A 727-nucleotide genomic window follows, 5' to 3' on the forward strand; every position below is an offset into this window, starting at 1 on the left:
TCCTTAGCCAACCCGACGACATCGTGCGACCGATCTGGTGCAAGGTGTACATGGACGACATACTTATCCCCGGAAAAACAAGAGAGGAATGCCGAGAAGATACGATTCGAGTACTCAGGAAATGCGACGAAGCAGACCTGCCAGTCAATGCTGAGAAGAGCTTCTTCGAAGTGCAGCAAGTCGACTACCTCGGATTCATACTAGGAAATGGAGAACTACGAATGGACCCAGTCAAAGTGGAAGGACTCGCAAAATGGCCAACACCGAAATCCCTCAAGGAGCTACGCACATTCTTAGGATTCGGGAACTTCTACCGCCGATTCATCCCACACTACTCGGACATTGCCGCCCCACTCCACGCTTTGATGAAGAAGGATGCCCCATTCATATGGACGGAAGACTGTCAAAAGGCGTTCCAGACCCTCAAGGATCGCTTCACATCGTATCCGGTGCTACGTCTTCCCGACCCCTCACGACCCTTCCAAATTGAAGCCGACGCCTCGAAATACGCCTCAGGAGCTGTCCTCACCCAGTTGGACGAAAACGGAGCCCGACACCCGGTCGCCTACCTCTCAAAGACGTTCGATGAAGCCCAGAGGAACTACGAAATCTACGATAGGGAACTCCTTGCCATCATCCGAGCTCTAGAAGAATGGCGCCATTTCATCCAGGGATCACCATTTGTCACGACCATTTACTCGGACCACCGGAACCTGACATACTGGAA

General features: G+C 52.3%; 1 protein-coding gene. It reads left to right on the forward strand.

The window, feature by feature from the left end:
• Positions 1-50: 50 nt before the first annotated feature.
• Positions 51-727, forward strand: a 677-nt coding sequence (locus EAH89_RS30980) for an RNase H-like domain-containing protein (protein WP_140888044.1), incomplete at its 3' end; no start/stop codon positions are given.

The sequence above is a fragment of the Muricoccus nepalensis genome, assembly GCF_006438825.1.
Classification (GTDB): Bacteria; Pseudomonadota; Alphaproteobacteria; order Acetobacterales; family Acetobacteraceae; genus Roseomonas; species Roseomonas nepalensis.